Consider the following 19,257-nt stretch of genomic DNA (forward strand, 5'->3'; position numbering starts at 1 on the left):
ACAGCAATAAGAAGCCTTCAAATCTTAGTGCTTTAGCACTTAGAATTTGATGTGATCGAAGCGAAGCGTAGTGATTGCTTCTGCTCCCACCGTTTATTCGTATCTGGGGTGTGAAACAAAAGTGATTTTAATTTTGTCCCATGCCCTTCTCTCTGGTTAGCAAGAAATACCTACTAATTTTGGGCGTTGAGTAATTGACTTTCATCAAATTTCATGTTCATACGGACAAATGGTGCATAAATAGAGATGTCTAACACCACCAAAGCCGCTGTTAAAATTACAGGACTAAAATGGAAGGCGCCTAAAATCCAAGTACTGATAAAAATTGGTTCATTTCCTGAATTTAGTACGACCAGTGGCACGACCCAGCCAATTTTAGTGACAATATAGGCTACAATAGCATTGAAAACGGGTACAAATACAAACGGGATAAACATCAATGGATTAAGCACGATTGGGAATCCAAATATAATGGGTTCGTTGATACCGAATAGTCCGGGAATAAAAGAAAGCTTGGCTACCTCACGACCACTGTATGTTTTCGGGGTAAAAATCAAAATAGCTAAAATCAAGCCGAATGTCGCACCAGAGCCACCAATCATTGCATAAACATTGGTCATCGTATTAGGTGCTACAGAGATATCCGTGAAACTTTTCGTTTCGGCAAATTTTGCAACATTTTCTAAAAAAATAGGTAACCACAATGCTGAAACAACGCCCCAAACTATGTTAAACCCATGTAATCCTAAAAACCACAAGATTTGTTCTAATAAAATAACAACTATAATTGCTGGTAAACCCGTTCCAACAGAAGTTAACGGTTGTACAAATAATTGACTGACTAAATCCATAAAAGAATTAAAATCAAAGGCTTCTATGACAACCTTTATTATAGAACAAGCTATTAATACAATCGAAATAGGAATCAACGCAAAGAAAGAATCAAACACATTGGGTGGAACATTTCCTGGTAGTTTAATGGCAATTTTACGTTTTGCCAAAATCGAATAAAGAAAGACTGCCAATAAACCGACAATCAACGCTGTAAACATTCCTTCATAACTGAAGAAATTATTGGCATACCCTTGGACGATATCAGCAGAACTATCCGCAAAATTCACATTATTGGGTACCATTACAAAATAAGAAGCAAACGCTAATAATGTGGCTAATAATGGATTGATATTGGCCTCAGGATGTTTTTTCATCAATTCTTTTGCATAATTATATGCTGTCGAAAAAACAATCAATAACGCAACGATCCCAAGTGTTCCTAGGTAGACATTTCCAAAAATCGCAGAGGCGCTTTGACCGATTGCTGTTTCCCCAAAAAATGCGTCGATCTGCATCTTGATCAAATTAGAAAATGAGCCAACAACTGTAAATGGAATACTACTGATAAAAGCATTTTTGATTGCTTGTAACACACTGTTATTATCTACTTTATTGGCAATTTTTAATAATGGTTCTTGAATTTTCTCGATATTCATTTTCATCTTCACTCGACCTTTCTTGTGTTATCTTTCAATTGAAATGGTTTTGATTTCTCCTGGTTGAAATGTTCCTAAAGAAACTTCTTTTAACTGCCCTAATAATTCAAGTGTGTCACCATTCAAATCAACAAAACGACAATTTGTCTCAGTTGCTAAAGTTATTTTTTCATTAGAAATTGTTTTTATCAAAGATGGATTGTACAAACGGATATTGATCCATTGGCCATTACGGCTTAATTCTAGTGCACTAAATACCAAGCTTACGTTACTTAAATCAGTAAATTCCTTTAGATCATTCAATTGGTCTACTTTATTACTTTGGAAATATTGAATTGGGTTAGTAAAACGATTCAATGTTTGAATTTGATAATATGGACTTGTAACAGAGTATCTTTGGTATTCTTTTTGAATCATTACTGGGTCGAATTCATCCGCTATGATCAACGATAACGCCATTTCCAGCTTTCCTAACAATTGACTATCTGGAGTAGGAATAGAGCGGTATTGATTACCTGAAGCATCTCCAGGCCTTCTTAATAACTCTGGTCTACCTAAAAATCCTACGCCTCTGAAGAGGGTAATATACAAACTGCTATCTATTACTTGATATTCTTTGATTCCTTTGCTCATGATCGTCCAACTCGAAACGTCATCATGCAGATTTGAATAGTGAATCATCGGATAAATTTCAGTTGGTTCTTCTTTCCATCCAAGCTTTTGCCAATCCTGTATGTGAGGATCTTGGTTCTTTCGTTCCGCAATTCCAAATAACGTATCTGCATAGCTAACTTGACTTTCAACTGGTGTTTTTACAACTAAGCGCATACGATGGTCCATCACTTGATTGTTTAGTTTGATGTTCATATCGATCCGCTTAGAATTTTTGCTTAATGAGACTGTAAAGGTATAGTCTACTTGGGCATTTAATTCACCAGTTTTTCTGGCTTGGAGATCTTTTGGTAATAACCAATAGCCTTTCAAAGTCATCGTAGAAAGAAATGCACCCGATTCCACAATAACATTGGTCGTATCAAAGTTTAATTGATGGATTTTATCGTGATAGGCTGGTGAATAATCATACGTATCGCCTTCGTCTCCTGACTCTTCCACATAAAGACAATCCTCATATGTTTTATCTTGATTTTTTGCTAAAATAGAAAACTTTCCTTGGGAAAAAAGAATTTCGTAGTAATCGTTTTCTATAAGTTTTTCTTCAGTGTTAGAAGATATAGCGCTATCATTTGAGTTCACTTCTTCTTTCACCGTGATGATCGTGTAACCAAGTGGTCTTGTTTTTTTAATAAAACTTACTTTGTGAATATAATAGTATTTTGCTTCATCATACTCACGTTCTGAGCGTCTGACTTCCCCTGCATATACTTTTTTTGTAGACAAAATTTGGCTGTCTATTTCATTGTTTGCCTTATCAAAAAGTTTGATATCCGCGTATTTTGTACTTACTTCTAGCACATATGGATCTGTTCGTGTATAAGGTAGTGTGTTAAATAAAATCAGATCATTTTCTTTGATTTCTTTTATTGATTCAGAAATTTTTCTCACTAGATAGTCTATTGTCGAATATGATAATTGATCTGCTTCTTTGTATCTCGCTAAAATCATTTCATTTGTTTTGTCTGTATTACATCCACCAATACTATCATGAGCATGATTTTTTAATAATAACTTCCAAATGTAATTTAGTAGTTCTCGTTTAAACGGAATTCCTAAATCATCTGCCATCAACATCAATGGTTCTAATTGAAAAATCAAACGATTTTCGATTGTATCATTTAACTTCTTCAAGTCATATCTTGACGAATAAATTGAGCGATGGATCTTTGAGACACTGCCACTTATAAATTCACCTTGAACAGTTGGTAATTCAGTTGTTTTTTCTCTTAATAAGTTAAAAATATGAGGATAATTGCTTTCTTCTATTTGATATTCAGCACCAAATTCTTTGTTCACTTTTTGAATAACTGCTTTTAAATCTCGGTCAATTGCACGCTGATCACCACCAACTGGTAATGTTACGATGTCTGTTGCGCTATCTTCAGAGACAATATCTAGCATTGCTTTTTTCTGATAAAGCTCTCCTTCGACTAGTGCCACTCCTGCATAATACCCATTACGAATATTGATCGTTAATACTTTTGAGCCATCTTCTGCTGTCCAGTAAAACTCCCGACTATTCGTTACTTCATTCGGCATACCTCGCCAAAATACCGCATCTGAGATACCAAAACCATTGTAAATTTTCGGCATATCCTTGCCTTGACCAAATGAATCAGGTAGATACCCTAATACAGTGTGACCACCTAAACGTTTCGACATATCGATCCCAATTTGTAAATTCTTGACCACTGATTCACCAGCCACTACAAATTCATCCATTTGTGTATACCACGGACCGATAAATAATTGATTTGCTTCTACCAACGCTTTGATTTTTGCTTCTTTTTCTGGATAAACTTTTAAGTAATCATCAATAATACTTAATTGCCCATCCAAATAATAGTAATCTAATTCGTTATTTTCCAAGGCATAAATCACTTCATCCATATGATAGGAAAATTGGACAAACGCTTCGTTATCAGAAAAGTACCACTCACGATCCCAATGGGTGTGTGCGACGACATGGATCTTTTTCATTTCATCTTCTCCTTCCATCTTTGTTCTTGTTTAATATACTCTGGATTTTATGAAAAGAAAACGATTTCGGTAATAGTTTCAACTATTTTCTTATTTCTGTTCATTTTATGAAAATAGTATCAATTTGTATCAAAAAAAGACTTTTATCTGGAAAATCGGATAAAAATCTTTTTCGTTCAGTTAGGTTAATACTTCATATTCAGCGATTGTACTTGAAATAATACCAGGACGTTTTTTTTCACCTGTTGCCTCATCTTTTGGTTCTTTTCTCTGATGCATTTTTTTGAATGCTTGACTGTTTACCCAATTTTTTTGATGTTCTTTTGACGTCCAACGACTTAAAACAACTAATTCGGTCACTTGTGGATCGTCTGGTAACGTCCGATGCATTAATTGAAAATTCAAGAATCCATCCACCGCTTCCATACTTTCTTTTGTATGTCCTGCAGTGAATTGCTGAATAATTTTATGAGAGTCGTCTGTTTCTGTTTGAATCGTATTCGTTACAATATACATGTCGTTTCCTCCATTATTCTTTTTTCGTTGGTTCAATAAAATAATCTTCAATGATTGTTCCATGATCGAAATGAAGCACTCTCTGACAGGTTTGACTGAGAAACTCTTTGTCGTGGGTAATCACTAAAACTAAAATATTTTCTTGGTGCAACCAGCGGATCGTATCGCTGACTTCTTCCATATGCATCAAATCCAAGCCGCTTGTCGGTTCATCAAAAATGATGATTTTTTTTCCTGACAATAGAGCACTTGCAATCGCAACGCGCTGTTTTTCACCACCCGATAGTGTTTGCGGATGACGAAATAAAAGTGGCTCTAAGTTCAGCATAGCGACAATTTTATCAAAGTCGTTGGTATTTTTAGCATTCAAGCTGATCTCTTTTTCAACAGTTTCAAAAAACAATTGTAAATTGACATCTTGCATCACAACAAAACTTTCTTTGATCAACTCTTTCGGGCGCATAACCCGTTGATTTAACTTAATAACACCAGCTTTAGGCTTGATCAACCCAGATAAAAGTTTTGAGAACGTTGATTTTCCCGCCCCGTTATGCCCTATAATGCCCGTGATACAGGAGCTAGTCAAGGTTAGTGAGGGAATTTTCAACACAGATGGTTGTTTACGGTAATGAAAATCTAGGTCAAGGCACGTTAAACTTAAGTTATCTTCTGTTTTAAACGGCTCGATCCCTTTTGTAAAAGCCGTCTGATCCAAAGAGCGTAATCCCATTTCCTGAATATCTGTTGAAGATTTTGCCCTCATTTCTTGACTTGTATACCATTCAACAATACGCCCTTTATCCATCACCAAATATCGATCTACCAAATCCGTCAAGTAATATAAACGATGTTCAGACACAATAATGGTCATGCCTTGATTTTTTAATACCTGAAGATAGTCTTTTAAATGCTCGATTGTTTCCTCATCCAGATTACTTGAAGGTTCATCTAATAAAAATAAATGGTGTTTCAACATAGTAGCTGAAGCGAAAGCAATCAATTGTTTCTGGCCACCAGATAAATGAAACATACTTCGTTCTAAAAATGCTTCTAACGAGAATAAACGGGTTATTTCATCGATTCGATTAATCATTTCATCTCTTGGAACACCATAATTTTCCATTGCAAATGCCAACTCAGAATAAACATCGCTGGTAAAAAACTGCGTCTTAGGATTTTGAAAAACAACGCCAATATCGCGAACATAGGCATTAAATTCTTTCGTCAACAACTCTTGATCTAAAATAAAACCTGTTCCAGTTAATTCCCCAGGATACAATTCCGGAATCAATCCATTTAAGATTCTCAGTAATGTAGATTTGCCGCAACCGCTCTTCCCACATAACACGATAAATTCACCAGGTTTAACCTGTAAATCTACTTGTTGAATGATCGTTTCCTGATCCTCATAAGCAAATGTCACATCATGTAAATCAATCATCCAATCATCCTCCCAAATATTCCACTAACAATCAGAATACCAATCAATAAATAATCTTGAACCTTTAAATGAATCTCATAGACGCTAGTGTGTGATTTAGGATTCCCTAATCCACGAACTAAAGCTGCCGAAGATAAATCTAAGGATGTATTTTCGGCCGACATTAAAATCGGGACAATGATGTACTCCATTGTTTGAAATGGATGAAGAAACAAGTCGATAGTAGAAACAGCGATCCCACGATATTTCATTGCATTACGAATACTTTTAAAATCTTGAAAAAGCGTAGGGAAGAATCGAAACAGCACAGTGAGCGGAATAATTAGCCCAAATGGCATGTGGCACTTCTTTAACGCTGCGATCCATTCACTTATTTTTGTCCGATTCATAGCAAATGCCGACGCCATGATCGTTGGCACCATCCGGCGATTTCCTACGAATAGAAAATCAAAGAATGCAGCGATGCCATTATCGATATAAGGAAACAATAAATAATCGCCTAAAACAAGTAACCAAAAAAGACTATAAAAAATCAGCCCTTTTTTTAGACTACCGTTTAGAATAAACAATACAAATAAGAGCGTTACAAACAAAATTTCAGCCTTAAATGGTAAAGGAAACATCAACAAAAAACTGGCAAATAAAATCGTACAAAGTTTACTTCTGGGATCAAACGTTACGTGTGTTTTTTCCATAATTTTTTCCTTTTGCTTTATCAAAGTGTTTCTCATAAATCTTTTGTCCAATGATTATACCCAAAATACTGCAGATAATGACTGTTGCAACACAAACATAAAAACTGGTCGCTGTGATCGGCGCAAAGACTTTGTCGATATATACGGCATCTTTCCCACGAGCTACCAAAGAATCAATATAAGCGTTTTTCATAAACCATAATGGTAATACAGGTCCCATTAGACCAAAACTAAACACAGTATAACTAATCATTGTTCTGAGTTTTTCGGATAATTTGGTACGATACTGGATCCAATCAGCTGCTACCCCACAGAGGATATTTGGCAAAAATGACAACGGAAAATGACCAGAGACTAAAAAGAATAGACCCATCACACTTCCCATGATCGTAATCGCCCCAAAACGCGGAATACGGTTTATTACCAACAAATAGACGATTCCTGCAAAAAGTGCTGTAGCACTAGGAATAAGAATTGAATTAAAGGCTGGAATCGTGAAACGTAAAATAACCATTGCAATCGTTACGACTAAAAAATAAATAGCGGTATAAATACCAATAGAAATAAAATCCTGAATTTTTAACTTTTTCATTCTTTTTATTACCCTTCTTGTTTTATTGTAAATAGAAATAATAGCTGCCCGTACACATCACTAGTAATTTTCAACTGATAACGACCTGTTTTTTCAAATTGTGCACTTGGCATCATTAATTGATTTTCCATTAACTGATACTCTAATGTATAAGCATTTTCTGAAGTTTTTTTCGTTTTAAACCATTCAAATGTAGCTTCTTGTTTGGCTAACTCTTCAATTACGCCTGTATCAATCGACAGACAAATCATCTCACCTTGCGTATAGTCTGATTTAGATAATTTTGGTGGAAATGCCATAGGTTGTTTTAGATACGTCTCAAATCGAACATCTTCAAATCCATCCGCCAAGAGTTCAATTGTGATGGGGTCATTCGCTTTCCATTCATCAAAAAGTTGATACCTCGGTTGTTCTGTATTCGCTAAAAGACCGAACTCTAAATGATTCTCTGGCTTGTGATATAAGTAATCAGGCCAAAGAAGTGGTATCGTTTTGCCATTTTTAGTGACTGTAAAACTATACACGAATTTTCCGTACGCTTCATGAAACTGATCATAGGTGGTAATGTCATACTCAGGTAAAAATTGAACCATTGCGGCATAATTATAATGTGCAAAATAATACATCTCATTCACATATTCTAATTTCTCTTGAATAGCTTGAACATTTGTTTCCTGAACGTTTTCAAGTAATTCTCTAGAACCGTATGTACCATCTAAAAATAGACGCTTTCTTTTATAACTACTAACGGATTCTGGCGCATCTTCATTAATAGGTATTAATGACTGAACTGTTGCCAATTTTTCTCTGAACGTTGTGTATGCTTCGGGCTTACTCAAAGCTAAAATATAGTCTTTCACATGAATGTATACTGGCACTTGTTTAATACTATAGCTGTCGTGCTCGTTTAATGCAATTTTTTTTTGGTTTGTATGAGGAAATCTTCCGATAATTTGCTGAAATTTTTCAGATAATAGATAATCACTTTCTTGAAAATCAGGGCTATCTGCATGATAGAAATCAAAAAATGTCATCGTTGTTTCACCAATAAAATAACTTGGCAATGGCTTGTCCTCAATATAAAGTTGTTCATCAAGCATTACGTTACACTGCTCTGTTTGTACATTATCATAATAAATTGAAAATCCTTTTACTTGTACTTCTTTCATTGAAACACTCCCTCCCCTAGTTGTTTAGTATATCACAACAAAATGATAATGAGAATCATTATCAGTAAATTAACTATTTTCTCTTTCATTGTATTTAATAACCAAAATAGAAGAGTTTGAGCCAAAAGGATCTCTCTTAGCTCAAACTCTTCCACTTCTACTCAACAATCATTCTAATGTGTTGTTCCCGTGTTTTCTTCAATATCGACATCCGTTGTCACTGCTGCTTCGATGGCATAATGTAGTGAATCCGCAATTGTTTGGATTGGCATTGAAGGTGTTCCGACTGGACGATTGATTACTTGAGTTGGTTCAAACGGCACGTGGATAAAACCACCCTTCACACCTGTAAATTCTTTCTCGATCATATATAACAAGCGATACATGATATCATTACAGACAAATGTGCCTGCTGTATAAGAAATGTAAGCTGGCAAGCCATGTTCCTGCACGTTTTTCATCATTGCTTTGATTGGTAACGTGGTAAAATAAGCAGTTGCTCCATCTTCTTCCAATTTTGAACCGATTGGTTGGTTGCCTTTGTTATCAGGAATTCTTGCTTCTGCCAAATTGATTGCTACCCGTTCAAATGAAACAGCGCTTCGCCCACCAGCTTGTCCCACACATATCACAATATCTGGTTTATGTTCATTGATTGCAGCTTCTAATACTTCACCGCTTTCTTTAAAAACTGTCGGTATCTCTAATTTGATTACTTTGGCTCCTGCCACTTCATTGGGAATCATTTTCACTGCCTCATATGCAGGATTAACAGAATCTCCACCAAATGGATCAAAACCTGTGACTAATACTTTCATTGTAACTCTCCTCCTAATTTAGACTCATACTCTATTTGATAACACCTATAATTGTACCACTCAGCGTTCACTCATGAATTGTAGCATGTTTCTCCATAAAACTACGTCAACTTTATTTAAACAAAATCATATAAACGACTTGGAATACAAACATAAAAATTGCTATAAACCATTGATTTTTAATCACACCGTATTTATCTTTCATCTCTAGCATTGCGACTGGAACTACATTAAAGTTCGCAGCCATCGGTGTCAATAACGTACCGCAATACCCACATGTCAATGCCAACATACCGATCAAAGCTGGATTTGCACCATAAGCGAAAACGAAAGGTGCGCCGATTCCTACCGTCATCACAGTAATCGCGGCAAAAGCATTTCCCATAATAATCGTAAATAGCATCATGCCAAACGCGTAGATAATAATTCCGACTGCAACATTTCCTTCAGGCACAATAGTTCCAACTGCAGAAGAAATCACTGTCCCAACACCGGCACTTGTGAATACCGCTCCTAGCGATGCCAAGAGCATCGGCAGCATACTCAAAGGACCCACAGTGCCAAGCATGTCAGCTGCATCATCTAAAAATGTAGTTGGTTTATTGTTTTTAGAATAAAGCATCAAGATTATAATTGCTACTAAAACACCTACCCCAACACCAACCAAGGCACCAAGATTTGTAAATAAAGCAAAGATGATAGCAAAAACGCCAATACTTAATGCCGGAACAAAAATTTTCATCCCTAACTTATCTGACATTTTTTGCATATATTCTTTAGAGGGTAACTTACTATTTCCTTTACTGACTTTTTTTAAAATGGCAGGTATCGTCATAGAAAAAATCAAAATGCCACTGATTATCGCCGGAATAAAGCGACCACCTCCGATTACGATTCCTAATGCACACCAAAAATAACCTGTTCCGTAACGATGAGGGTTACTTTTATCGAACAAATTCTTGATTCCCGTATAAAGTAATACCAAGCCCATCACGATATATAAAATTTCTAATAATTTCTCCCCAAGTAGTATTTCAGAATTCATAAAATAGCTCATGACTAGTCTCCTTTCTTCGCAATATTACCGTAATATTTTTTCATTAAGCGACGGTCTTTCGAATAGAAATAAATGCTGGCCGTAATTAATGCCACCAATGCAACAGGAATTTCCACAGCCGCTAATTGCACTAGTGTCACTTCATACCCTAACTCTTTTAATGTCGATTGAACTAACAAACCGCCCGAACCTCCAATAAATAATACTTGTCCAAAGAACCAACATATATTCTCCATCGCTGAAGCCATTCCTTTAAGCTCTTCTTCGTATTCTTTGTTTAATTCTACATTTTGAGATTCCACAGCTCCGATTGACATTGGTAAAATAATTGGACGAACAAATCCAGCAACACCACCGAAGCTGACATTGAACGCGGCAAAAATCATCCGGAAAACACCGTAAATATCAATGATCAAACCAGCTGAAACTTTTTTAAAACGACGAATCAATGATGCCGCTGATTCCTTTAATCCATTTCTTTCTAATGTTCCTGTAGCCAGCATAATAATAATAAAAATTGCCATTCCTCGATTGCTTACAAAACTCGTGCCTAAAATCTCTAACATTCCTTCTACCCCAATTCCTCCGACAAGTGCCGTCACAACTAAGGCAATCATTACGATCAAAATCGAATCCAATTTCATCGCAAACCCGACGATAACGATTAGAACGCCTAATAAACTAAGAATATTCTCCATTTCTCACACTTCTTTCCTTTTTAGTTAAATTATAATTTAAAAATCAATAACCTCTTTATTATACACAAATTTTGTTTTAATTTTCATCTTTTTCATAAAAATGAGTTAAAAAAATCATCTACTTTAAATGGTACACAGAAAATTACAACTGAAATTTAAACGTTCTCAGCCATAACTTTCTTGAATTTAAGTTAATAAACAATTCGTACCTACTTATCATTATTCCAGCAGCGTTATTACTAGATCCACTTTACTTTTTACTTATCAGTATTTTTAGGTCTTCAGCGATTGATTATGATGAAGGTAATGTGTCCCTGAAAGTTCGGCTACCTCTCCTTTTTTCACAGAATACACTTTATTATCCAGTCTGTCAGTGAAGAAAACGATGAAAAAACCTGTCAAACGACTCCAGTGTATGAATCGTGTGACAGGCTAACTTTTAAGTATTTTTTGATAAGGTCATCACTTGCGTTGCTATTTTTTCTAGGAATGCTCGATCATGTTCTATAATCAGCATTGTTGGTTTTACTGATAAAATCAGCATTTCTAATTGTTCTTGGTTGAATACATCCAAATAATTCAACGGCTCATCCCAAATATACAACTCAGCTGGCTGGGCTAACGATTTTGCTAATTCGACTTTCTTTCGTTGCCCCATACTCATTTGTTCAATACGGTTTTGAAAGACTTCTCTTTCCATCCCTAATTTGTGCAAGTTATTGAGAAATTCTCGATGATCAAGACCATGTTCTTCTGAAAATGTGAGTAAAGTTCCATGGTTATCTTCATAATTTTGACGAACATAACTAATAGTTAGCTTCTCTGGTCGTAAGATTTCTCCGTCACTTTTACCCTCAAAATAGCCAAGTAAATACCGAATGATCGAGGATTTCCCTGAACCATTTTGTCCTGCTAGAGCCAGCCGTTGCCCTTGATTTAATTCAAAAGACAATGGACTAAATAACGTTTCATTCTGGTAACCTAAGACTAGATTTTCAACCGTTAGTAGTCGTTTATGATGCACTGGCTGATAGTTCATGGTCAATGGATCAATATACTCGATATCTTTTAAAAGACTGGCTTTTTCAGATAATTGGGTGTTCATCCGATGTTCGATCGTCTTAGCACGTTTCATTGTACGTGCGGCTCTCGCCCCAACAAAACCAGTATCGTAGATTGCACCACTACCCTTTTTAGAGGCTTTTCCATATTTATCTTGCTCTTTAGACCGAGACCATTCTGCTTTTTCAGCTGCTGTTCTTTTCAAACGACTAACTTCTTTTTTTAGTTTTTCATTTTGAGCAAATTCAAATTCATCTTTGATTTTTTTCTGTTCTTCATATACAGAGAAATTTCCTTGATACAATTCTAATTGGCTTTTTTCAATTGATAAGACATGATCGACCACTTCGTCTACAAACGAACGGTCATGACTAACTACGATAAAGCCTTGACGTTTCTTTTTCAAATACTCAGCGACTTGTTTACGTCCTGTACTATCTAAATGATTGGTTGGTTCATCAATCAAAGGAAAATGCTCGCCCTCAATAAACAACAGCGCTAAAAGTACTTTAGTCTGTTCCCCACCAGAAAGTGTCTCAAAATCACGCCATAGAATTTCTGGCTCAACCTGCAACAGGTTTAACTCTCGCTCAATTTCCCATTGGTCAAAATCACTGATTTCTTGCAAGACATAATAGGTCAGTTGTTGCTTGTTTTTAATCGGCTGGGGGAAATAGAGAAAATTCAATTGATGAGTAATTTCACCGCTGTAAGCTAACTGATTCTGCAAAATTTTAAGTAAGGTCGTTTTTCCACGACCATTTCTGCCAATCAAGCCTAATTTCCATTTCGTATCAACATTTAAATTTGCTTGATCAAATAGTAACGTCCCTTGGGTATCATACCCAAAAGTTACATTTTTAATTTCAATTTTTGACATAGTTTCTTTCACCTCATTAAGAAAAGCGGAAGGACTCTCTTTTATTCCTTCTGTTCTTTTCAGAATCGGCAATAGGTCTACGCGTACACAAAAAGACCCCTTCGTTGAAAAAATCAATGCCAATCCTGAAAATCTGCACACTGCTCCCTTGAAACTTCTCAAGTTACAGTCTGAATGCAGCTTCAACAAATTGACTTAATTTTTCAACGCATGGATCCCTCACTTCGTTTTTTATTGCACTCACTATATCATGCTCATTCAAATTTTGTCAACAACCATGGATCTTCACTAGAGGCCTTCAGCCCCCCTCTTACAACTACTTCTTATAGCTAGAATAAAATAATCAAGCAATCGAAACTAGGCATTTTTTGAACAACCATTTTCATATTTAGGCATTGTTGGTGATTCTTTTTGACAAAATACTTTCAACCTTGTTCGTACTCCTTTTTTCCCTTTCCTTTTCGTTTATACTGTAATCAAACAAAAAATAATGGCGCGACTTTACTGGTTCCACAAAAATGCAGGCTGTGTTTACAGCAAAGGAGATCATACAATGAAAATAGAACATATTGGTTTATGGGTCAGAGATTTAGAACGTATGCGTCATTTTTATGAAACATATTTCGATGCAACAGCTTCTGAACTATACCACAATACAAAAACAAGTTTCCATTCTTATTTTTTAACTTTTTCTGATGGCGCTAGACTTGAAATCATGCAACGAAATGACATTGTTGACCATAATATTGGCAATGAAATGCTTGGTTTTGCTCATTTAGCGATTTCTTTAGGAAGTAAAGAACAGGTTGATGCTCTCACAACTATATTGGTTATGGAGGGATATCCATTATTAAGCCCAACTCGTACAACTGGAGATGGGTATTATTAATCTGTTGTAGCGGATCCAGAAGGCAATCGTTTAGAATTGACAGTTTAACATTGAGAATCGAAGGAGGAAATACTATGGACATAAAAGCGATCGTTTTGGATATTGACGGCACACTTTTAAATGATGAAAAACAATTGACAGCGCAAACAAAAGAAGCGTTGATAGCGGCTCAAAAGAATGGAATAAAAGTAATTCTAGCCTCAGGTAGACCTACTTCTGGGATGCTAAAATATGCGGATGAACTTCAAATGGATCAGCACAATGGATTAGTGATTTCCTATAATGGTGCACATGTTCTTGATGTCAGTACACAAAAAGAATTATTCAGTCAACCTCTTTCAATTGAACAGAGTAAAATTATTTTAAACCATCTCAAACAGTTTGACGTTAAACCTATGATTGCAAAAGACAATTATATGTATGTCAATAATGTATTTGATGGTCTGCTGGATTTAACGTTCTATGAGGGTCCATTCAACATTATCGAATACGAATCACGTGGTGGAAACTTCCAATTATGCGAAAAAGATGATTTAGCTACTTTTGTTGATTTCCCTTTGCATAAAATTCTCGTTGCAGCTCAACCAGACTATTTGCAAGAAAATTGGCAGAAACTTTATGCCCCTTTTGAACAATCCGTCAGCGGCGTATTCTCAGCACCAATGTACTTTGAATTTACAGATAAAGGAATTGATAAAGCCAATGCCTTAGAACAGACATTAAAACCACTAGGTATTGACCGAGAACATATTATTTCTTTCGGTGATGGCCACAATGATCTATCCTTGATTCATTATGCTGGCGTGGGCATTGCAATGGGAAATGCTGTTGAAGAGTTAAAAAGTGCTGCCGATAAAATTACTTCATCTAATAATGAAGATGGTATTGCCGAAGCACTATCCGAGTTATTGTAGGAAATAGAGTGCGGATCCAAAATCCCACTCTATTTTTTATTTCTCACATAATCCGTTATAATTCATTTATACAAAACGAACTGGAAGGTGTTTGCTGAGATGAATTTAATGCTGAAATTAAAAAGCCTAGACAAACTGACAACAAGTGAAGAAGTACTCATTACCTATATTTTGGATTTTCCAGAAAAAGTCATTCATTTTTCTCCAAAAGAACTGGCTGAGCATTCGTATGTGTCGATTTCAACAATTTACCGTTTGATTAATAAATTAGACCTTGAAGGATTGAATGATCTTAAATTTGCCTTGGTCAATTATTTAAATGAGCATACAACCGAACAAATTATCGACATTGATTACCCTATCTCTGCAGAAGACAATCATTATGCTATCACTCAAAAGTTAAAATCGGTTTATAATCAAACCGTTCAGTCAACTATTGATACAAACAATCTCGATACTATAGCTTTCAATGGAAATTTACTCAAACAGGCAGAATTTATTGATGTGTACGCCACATCTGCTAATATCTATTTTGCACAAAACTTCCAATTTCAACTGCAGGAAATCGGTAAACAAGTAAACGTTCCAATCGATGATTTTATGCAAAACCTATCTGCAGCAAACAGTACGCCAAAGCATTTGGCAATCGTTGTTTCTTATGGTGGCCGTAGCTCTAGTGTTAAAAAAATCCTAGAAATTTTAAAGAAAAATAAGAGTAAAATTCTGTTGGTCACTTCAAAGGATAGTCCTTTACTCAACGAAACAGTGGATGGTGTTTTTCTTTTCTCTTCACTGGAAAACCATTACAACAAAATTTCTTCCTTTTCAACACGGATGTCTTTAATGTATATTTTTGATAGTTTGTATCTTAGTTTCTTCAACCAAGACTATGATAGAAATTTGGCTTATAAACTGGATAATTATCAAAAGATGAATCCTAAATTGATATAATTTTTTCACTCATCAAAAAAACAGTTCAGCTTCGATTAACGCTGAACTGTCTTTTTGATGTATTAGTGATTTAACAAACCTAAATCACTTTTCATCTTCAATACACGATAAACAGATTGATTTAACGCTTCTTCTGAATAACTCCCTTGTTCAATGGCTTGGATGACATAGGGAATCTGAACTTGAAATGAAGAAGATAAAATCAGATCATTCCCAGATTTCAACGCAGCGAGTCCTGCTTCTTCTTGCGTTATAAAATCAGCTAATCCTGCCATATCCATATCATCAGTCATAATGACGCCTTGAAAGCCTAATTCATTTCGTAATAAATCATGAACAGGTTGAGAAATTGAAGCCGGCATTGTATCATCAATACTCGTCACGATATTATGAGAAACCATGATACTATCTGTTCCTGCTGCGATTCCAGCTTTAAATGGTAAAAAATCATTCCCGCGTAACGTCTCAAGACTTCTCGTATCATACACAATCTCTACGTGTGAATCGCGATTATCCCCATAACCTGGAAAATGTTTCAATGTTGACGCAATCTGTTGTTTCTTTAATGCCTCCACACTTGCCTTAACATATTCACTTGTTTTTTCAGCATCTACACCGATTGTTCGATCATAAATAAATGCTTCGGGATCTGTTGCAACATCCGCATCTGGAAATAGCCCAACTTGAATACCATAGGATCGTAGAACGGCTGATTTTTGTTGAATATCCGAACGAATCCCTGTTAACCCAGCCTCTTGATATATTTCCATTGGTGATTTAAATGGTTCTGTTACTAAACCATTGCCCCCACTTAAGCGTGAAACCGTTCCGCCTTCTTCGTCAGATGCTATGAAAAGAGGAATCTTACTGACTTCTTGGTAAGAGGAAATTTTTTCTTTTAACGAATTCGGTGTCTCATTTTCCATATCTCGTCCAAACAAAAGGTAGCCCCCTAAATGGTACTCTTGAAGGCTTTCCTGTTGGGCTTCAATCGGTACACGAGCTAAAAAAAGTTGACCCACTTTTTCTTCCAGGCTCATTGATTTCATTAAATCATTTATTTTCTTTTCCTGCTCCTTTAAAGAAGGGTCCTGATTAGGTTGTGAGGTTTGGCTCTCTTCTACTACTTCTGTACTTGTATGTTTCGTTTCTTCTATTGGTTTTGTTTGTACAGTATTATTACTTTTATTCACTAACCACATAATGCTAAAACTAATCCCAAAAATTAGCAGTAAAATACCAACTGCACTCGTTATCATCGCTTTATTATTGATTGTCGTTCCTCCTTGCTCATTTCGCTGATCTTTATCAGTGTGCTTATATTATAAGTAGGTTTTATCAAAACAGTCAATTTTTTTCACCTGCATACGCCTTATATTTTTGACAAAAAAACGTTACCATGAGATGCTCTTCTCGTAATCAATACAAAAAGAAAGAAGGTTGGATTTTTATGGCAACAATGGTGTTTGTAAATTTTCCAGTCACAGATGTAAAGCATTCTACAGCATTTTATGAAAAATTAGGTTTCAAGAAAAATGAAGAATTTTCTACTGACGAGACAAGTTCAATGGTTTGGGATGATCATTTTTGGATTATGCTGTTAAATCACGATTTTTATAGTAAATTCATCAAAGATAAAAATATTGCAGATACGAAAACGACGAGTGGTGCTTTGATTGCATTTAGTATGGACAGTGCCGATGCTGTGAAGAAATTTGCTGAAACAGCTAAAGCAAATGGTGGTGATTATTATAAAGTGGATATGGGGATTCCTGAAGATATGATGTTTGGACTTGAAGTGCAAGACCCAGATGGAAATTCTTTGGAACCTAATTGGATGAAGATGTAAATTTTCATTTATTGTTTAAGAAGTTGAGATGTAACTCGTAGCGTTATGTCTCGATTTCTTCTTTGCAAAAAAAATGTTGGGCCAGGAATGTTTAATCCCGAGAAATAAGAAGGAATTTACGACAATTGATCTTCAAATTTTTGTGACCAAGTAGATCCTGTGCAACATCAGCTTATTTCCGAAGGGATTGCTCCTGGTCCCACCATTTATACGGATTCCATGTGAGTGGGATATGACTCAAAGAGTTGTGTCCCACTTACTAAAATAGTTACCTTTTATACAATCCAATCCTGTTATTCAGCACTATTATTCTATTGTCCCATTCGTGTACTATTTGTAGGAGTAAACAAATGAGGATTGATTTTGAGAAGTAAAAGTAAAATAATAGACGTCGCAATTGCTGTAGCCACACCACTTAACCCATTCATCACGAGAGAAAACAACCAAGGATTCATTCCCCACAGGGCAAAACTTCCCCAGAATAGAACGCCTGCAATAAAATGCCAGAAATAACGCATCAGTGTGCCAAAAAAAGACGCATATAGAATGATTCGACCACTCTTTGTGTAGTCTTTCTCTCCGATTGCTTGTTGTAGTTTCCCGCTATAAACTCCAGCAAATCCAGCAAATCCAAAAGCTAAAATATACTCAATAATCACTTGTGCAGGCATTAAATAATACACTTGCGCCAATGGAAAATGCAGCAATCCCCAGATAAACGCAGAAAAGAATCCAGCCTTTGTTCCTCTTCTTAACGCATAAAGAGTCAAAGGAATCATTCCCAGTGAGATAGAAAAACTACTCCCAATATTTGTTGGAATAAGGGATAAAACCATTGCAATTGCAGCTACAATCGTTCCCTCAATCCAAACGCGTAATTCTGATGTTCTTTGCATAAAAAAATCCTCCCTTTAGAACGACCAATTCACAAAGGAGGAGTAAAAGTATTTATTTACTCCATCACAATTCCTACGCTCGTACTAACGAACAGGTTCAAGGGTTTAGAGTGGTTACTCATTCTCAGCCATGGCTCCCCTTTGTGATGGGTTCTATTTAATTTTTAGTGGTTATCATATGATTGACAACATCAGAATCGTACCATGCTCCTCTTTAAAAGTAAAGGAATTAGGCATTTCAATCTTATCAGACCACTTGAACCCAACAACGTGTTTGCGGCTTTCTTCTGGTGGGTACATCCTATTGACAGTTCCCCCCTCTTTATAGAAAATATAGGCCATCTCGATATCGTCTACTTCAAAACTAGATACCTCTAATGGATTATACGGAAACTTCATATCTCGTTCACATAAACTTTTTTTCGATCCATGCCAATTTTTTTATCTTTTCTGTAGCTGAGATCGTTTCAAATTCGCTTTTAGAGACCTATTTAAACTCTACTTTACAAACCAATTTATGCTCCTCTTTTCTGTTTGATATAGATTATTATTACGGGAGAAGTTTTTAACAACAACGAATATAATTGAAAAGATTTTTTCATAAAGCACTTGGAATCCGGAAGAGTGAAAACGCCTTTATTCGACTTTGGTAGAAACAATAGCAAATAAGAGTATTTCATTAATT

Annotated in this window: 18 protein-coding genes and 1 riboswitch; of the genes, 4 read left to right on the forward strand and 14 right to left on the reverse strand. The window is 35.7% G+C overall.

The features are described from left to right. Positions 1-173: 173 nt before the first annotated feature. From BCR22_RS08785 to BCR22_RS08835, 11 genes are all read right to left on the reverse strand, one after another. Positions 174-1,496 (reverse strand): PTS sugar transporter subunit IIC, encoded by a 1,323-nt coding sequence (locus BCR22_RS08785; RefSeq protein WP_069654557.1) that lies wholly within the window; start codon positions 1,494-1,496, stop codon positions 174-176. 21 nt (positions 1,497-1,517) lie between these two features. Then, on the reverse strand, positions 1,518-4,145 hold the full coding sequence (locus BCR22_RS08790; protein ID WP_069654558.1) for a glycoside hydrolase family 38 N-terminal domain-containing protein: 2,628 nt from the start codon (positions 4,143-4,145) through the stop codon (positions 1,518-1,520). Between the two features lie 180 nt (positions 4,146-4,325). Then, complete coding sequence (locus BCR22_RS08795) at positions 4,326-4,661, reverse strand: antibiotic biosynthesis monooxygenase (RefSeq protein ID WP_069654559.1); 336 nt, start codon at positions 4,659-4,661, stop codon at positions 4,326-4,328. Between the two features lie 13 nt (positions 4,662-4,674). Then, positions 4,675-6,102 carry an ABC transporter ATP-binding protein gene (locus tag BCR22_RS08800; RefSeq protein WP_069654560.1) on the reverse strand — a complete coding sequence of 476 codons (1,428 nt, stop codon included), beginning with the start codon at positions 6,100-6,102 and terminating at the stop codon, positions 4,675-4,677. Next, positions 6,099-6,797 (reverse strand): energy-coupling factor transporter transmembrane component T, encoded by a 699-nt coding sequence (locus tag BCR22_RS08805; RefSeq protein ID WP_069654561.1) that lies wholly within the window; start codon positions 6,795-6,797, stop codon positions 6,099-6,101. The genes BCR22_RS08800 and BCR22_RS08805 overlap by 4 nt, the downstream gene beginning before the upstream one ends. Next, a complete protein-coding gene (locus BCR22_RS08810; protein WP_069654562.1) occupies positions 6,772-7,389 on the reverse strand; it encodes an MptD family putative ECF transporter S component in 618 nt (205 codons plus the stop codon). The genes BCR22_RS08805 and BCR22_RS08810 overlap by 26 nt, the downstream gene beginning before the upstream one ends. Positions 7,390-7,397: 8 nt before the next feature. Continuing rightward, positions 7,398-8,558, reverse strand: a complete 1,161-nt coding sequence (locus BCR22_RS08815; protein ID WP_069654563.1) for a hypothetical protein — start codon at positions 8,556-8,558, stop codon at positions 7,398-7,400. A 173-nt stretch (positions 8,559-8,731) separates the two neighbouring features. Further along, positions 8,732-9,376, reverse strand: a complete 645-nt coding sequence (pcp, locus tag BCR22_RS08820) for a pyroglutamyl-peptidase I (protein WP_069654564.1) — start codon at positions 9,374-9,376, stop codon at positions 8,732-8,734. A 112-nt stretch (positions 9,377-9,488) separates the two neighbouring features. Beyond that, a complete protein-coding gene (locus BCR22_RS08825; RefSeq protein WP_069654565.1) occupies positions 9,489-10,433 on the reverse strand; it encodes a DUF979 domain-containing protein in 945 nt (314 codons plus the stop codon). A gap of 2 nt (positions 10,434-10,435) precedes the next feature. Next, the gene (locus tag BCR22_RS08830) at positions 10,436-11,131 is read right to left on the reverse strand and encodes a DUF969 domain-containing protein (RefSeq protein WP_069654566.1); all 696 of its coding nucleotides are present in this window, start codon (positions 11,129-11,131) and stop codon (positions 10,436-10,438) included. Between the two features lie 439 nt (positions 11,132-11,570). After that, a complete protein-coding gene (locus tag BCR22_RS08835; protein WP_069654567.1) occupies positions 11,571-13,073 on the reverse strand; it encodes an Lsa family ABC-F type ribosomal protection protein in 1,503 nt (500 codons plus the stop codon). A 553-nt stretch (positions 13,074-13,626) separates the two neighbouring features. On the opposite strand from BCR22_RS08835, the gene BCR22_RS08840 reads away from it, so the two are divergent. From BCR22_RS08840 to BCR22_RS08850, 3 genes are all read left to right on the forward strand, one after another. Then, complete coding sequence (locus BCR22_RS08840) at positions 13,627-13,962, forward strand: VOC family protein (RefSeq protein WP_069654568.1); 336 nt, start codon at positions 13,627-13,629, stop codon at positions 13,960-13,962. A 74-nt stretch (positions 13,963-14,036) separates the two neighbouring features. Next, positions 14,037-14,876 (forward strand): Cof-type HAD-IIB family hydrolase, encoded by an 840-nt coding sequence (locus BCR22_RS08845; RefSeq protein WP_069654569.1) that lies wholly within the window; start codon positions 14,037-14,039, stop codon positions 14,874-14,876. 108 nt (positions 14,877-14,984) lie between these two features. Then, a complete protein-coding gene (locus BCR22_RS08850) occupies positions 14,985-15,827 on the forward strand; it encodes a MurR/RpiR family transcriptional regulator (RefSeq protein WP_240485868.1) in 843 nt (280 codons plus the stop codon). A 62-nt stretch (positions 15,828-15,889) separates the two neighbouring features. Here BCR22_RS08850 and BCR22_RS08855 read toward each other — a convergent pair whose 3' ends face one another. Continuing rightward, entirely contained in the window at positions 15,890-17,086 is a 1,197-nt protein-coding gene (locus BCR22_RS08855; RefSeq protein ID WP_069654571.1) for a glycoside hydrolase family 3 protein, read from the reverse strand. Between the two features lie 191 nt (positions 17,087-17,277). Between BCR22_RS08855 and BCR22_RS08860 the strand changes: the two genes are divergently transcribed. After that, positions 17,278-17,676 carry a VOC family protein gene (locus BCR22_RS08860; protein ID WP_069654572.1) on the forward strand — a complete coding sequence of 133 codons (399 nt, stop codon included), beginning with the start codon at positions 17,278-17,280 and terminating at the stop codon, positions 17,674-17,676. A 311-nt stretch (positions 17,677-17,987) separates the two neighbouring features. Here the strand turns inward: BCR22_RS08860 and thiT are convergent, their stop codons facing one another. After that, on the reverse strand, positions 17,988-18,572 hold the full coding sequence (gene thiT / locus BCR22_RS08865) for an energy-coupled thiamine transporter ThiT (RefSeq protein ID WP_069654573.1): 585 nt from the start codon (positions 18,570-18,572) through the stop codon (positions 17,988-17,990). Between the two features lie 53 nt (positions 18,573-18,625). Further along, positions 18,626-18,723: riboswitch (TPP riboswitch) on the reverse strand. Positions 18,724-18,746: 23 nt separating this feature from the next. After that, on the reverse strand, positions 18,747-18,971 hold the full coding sequence (locus tag BCR22_RS08870; RefSeq protein ID WP_069654574.1) for a hypothetical protein: 225 nt from the start codon (positions 18,969-18,971) through the stop codon (positions 18,747-18,749). Between the last annotated feature and the right edge of the window lie 286 nt (positions 18,972-19,257).

It is taken from the genome of Enterococcus plantarum (genome assembly GCF_001730295.1).
GTDB classification, from domain to species: Bacteria; Bacillota; Bacilli; order Lactobacillales; family Enterococcaceae; genus Enterococcus_L; species Enterococcus_L plantarum.

Coding starts and splice junctions, on each gene's coding strand:
- BCR22_RS08850 (WP_240485868.1), top strand. CDS start 14,985: ATGCTGAAATTAAAAAGCCTAGACAAACTGACAACAAGTGAAGAAGTA.
- pcp (WP_069654564.1), bottom strand. CDS start 9,376: ATGAAAGTATTAGTCACAGGTTTTGATCCATTTGGTGGAGATTCTGTT.
- BCR22_RS08800 (WP_069654560.1), bottom strand. CDS start 6,102: ATGATTGATTTACATGATGTGACATTTGCTTATGAGGATCAGGAAACG.
- BCR22_RS08840 (WP_069654568.1), top strand. CDS start 13,627: ATGAAAATAGAACATATTGGTTTATGGGTCAGAGATTTAGAACGTATG.
- BCR22_RS08790 (WP_069654558.1), bottom strand. CDS start 4,145: ATGAAAAAGATCCATGTCGTCGCACACACCCATTGGGATCGTGAGTGG.
- BCR22_RS08860 (WP_069654572.1), top strand. CDS start 17,278: ATGGCAACAATGGTGTTTGTAAATTTTCCAGTCACAGATGTAAAGCAT.
- BCR22_RS08805 (WP_069654561.1), bottom strand. CDS start 6,797: ATGGAAAAAACACACGTAACGTTTGATCCCAGAAGTAAACTTTGTACG.
- BCR22_RS08845 (WP_069654569.1), top strand. CDS start 14,037: ATGGACATAAAAGCGATCGTTTTGGATATTGACGGCACACTTTTAAAT.
- BCR22_RS08815 (WP_069654563.1), bottom strand. CDS start 8,558: ATGAAAGAAGTACAAGTAAAAGGATTTTCAATTTATTATGATAATGTA.
- BCR22_RS08785 (WP_069654557.1), bottom strand. CDS start 1,496: ATGAAAATGAATATCGAGAAAATTCAAGAACCATTATTAAAAATTGCC.
- BCR22_RS08870 (WP_069654574.1), bottom strand. CDS start 18,971: ATGAAGTTTCCGTATAATCCATTAGAGGTATCTAGTTTTGAAGTAGAC.
- thiT (WP_069654573.1), bottom strand. CDS start 18,572: ATGCAAAGAACATCAGAATTACGCGTTTGGATTGAGGGAACGATTGTA.
- BCR22_RS08830 (WP_069654566.1), bottom strand. CDS start 11,131: ATGGAGAATATTCTTAGTTTATTAGGCGTTCTAATCGTTATCGTCGGG.
- BCR22_RS08810 (WP_069654562.1), bottom strand. CDS start 7,389: ATGAAAAAGTTAAAAATTCAGGATTTTATTTCTATTGGTATTTATACC.
- BCR22_RS08835 (WP_069654567.1), bottom strand. CDS start 13,073: ATGTCAAAAATTGAAATTAAAAATGTAACTTTTGGGTATGATACCCAA.
- BCR22_RS08795 (WP_069654559.1), bottom strand. CDS start 4,661: ATGTATATTGTAACGAATACGATTCAAACAGAAACAGACGACTCTCAT.
- BCR22_RS08855 (WP_069654571.1), bottom strand. CDS start 17,086: ATGATAACGAGTGCAGTTGGTATTTTACTGCTAATTTTTGGGATTAGT.
- BCR22_RS08825 (WP_069654565.1), bottom strand. CDS start 10,433: ATGAGCTATTTTATGAATTCTGAAATACTACTTGGGGAGAAATTATTA.